Genomic DNA, 608 nt, shown 5'->3' on the forward strand with positions numbered 1-608 from the left:
AACTGCTCAGTAATGTGAAAAAATTCTTGAAAAAATCTGCAAATAGACTCTTTCAGAGAAAGTAAATCGAGTGTCTCACTATTATGAAAAGTTATTTAGGCTTAATCATAACTTTCCCTATGTTTAATGGATTACTATACAACATATTGTAGTATTTTTTATCTACGGGAAATAAGAAAATGACATCAGATTTAACTATTTAACCTGAATTCTGGATAAGAAATTGACGAGAGGCCTGTTCCAGGAGCAAAGTTTTGGTGAAAGCCTAAAACGACTCCGGGGAGGAACAGGCCATGGACAAGTTAGTTGAAATTTTCTGCGATGTCGACGACTTTTGTCGTCTTTTCATCCCCCAGTGGGAGCCGTTTTGTCTCGATAACGGATACCGCCTGCGCCGCAGACAAGGCCGCATGTATCCCAGTGAAATCATGACAATTTTAATCCTCTTTCAGCGGTCGCATTACCGTGATTTTAAAAACTTTTATTTGGAGCATATCTGGCAATACCATCACCGCGACTTCCCCTCCTTGCTCAGTTATACCCGTTTTATCAGCGTTGCCCCGTCCGTTTTGGTCCCCTTATCCAGTTATCTGACTCAATTAAAAGGA

Annotated in this window: 1 pseudogene; it reads left to right on the plus strand. The window is 40.3% G+C overall.

Annotated features, from left to right (window positions below):
- Nucleotides 1–293: 293 nt before the first annotated feature.
- Nucleotides 294–608: pseudogene (locus AACS92_RS03005) on the plus strand (IS982 family transposase); the annotation flags it as partial.

The organism is Xenorhabdus sp. KJ12.1, from assembly GCF_963876495.1.
Lineage (GTDB): Bacteria > Pseudomonadota > Gammaproteobacteria > Enterobacterales > Enterobacteriaceae > Xenorhabdus > Xenorhabdus stockiae.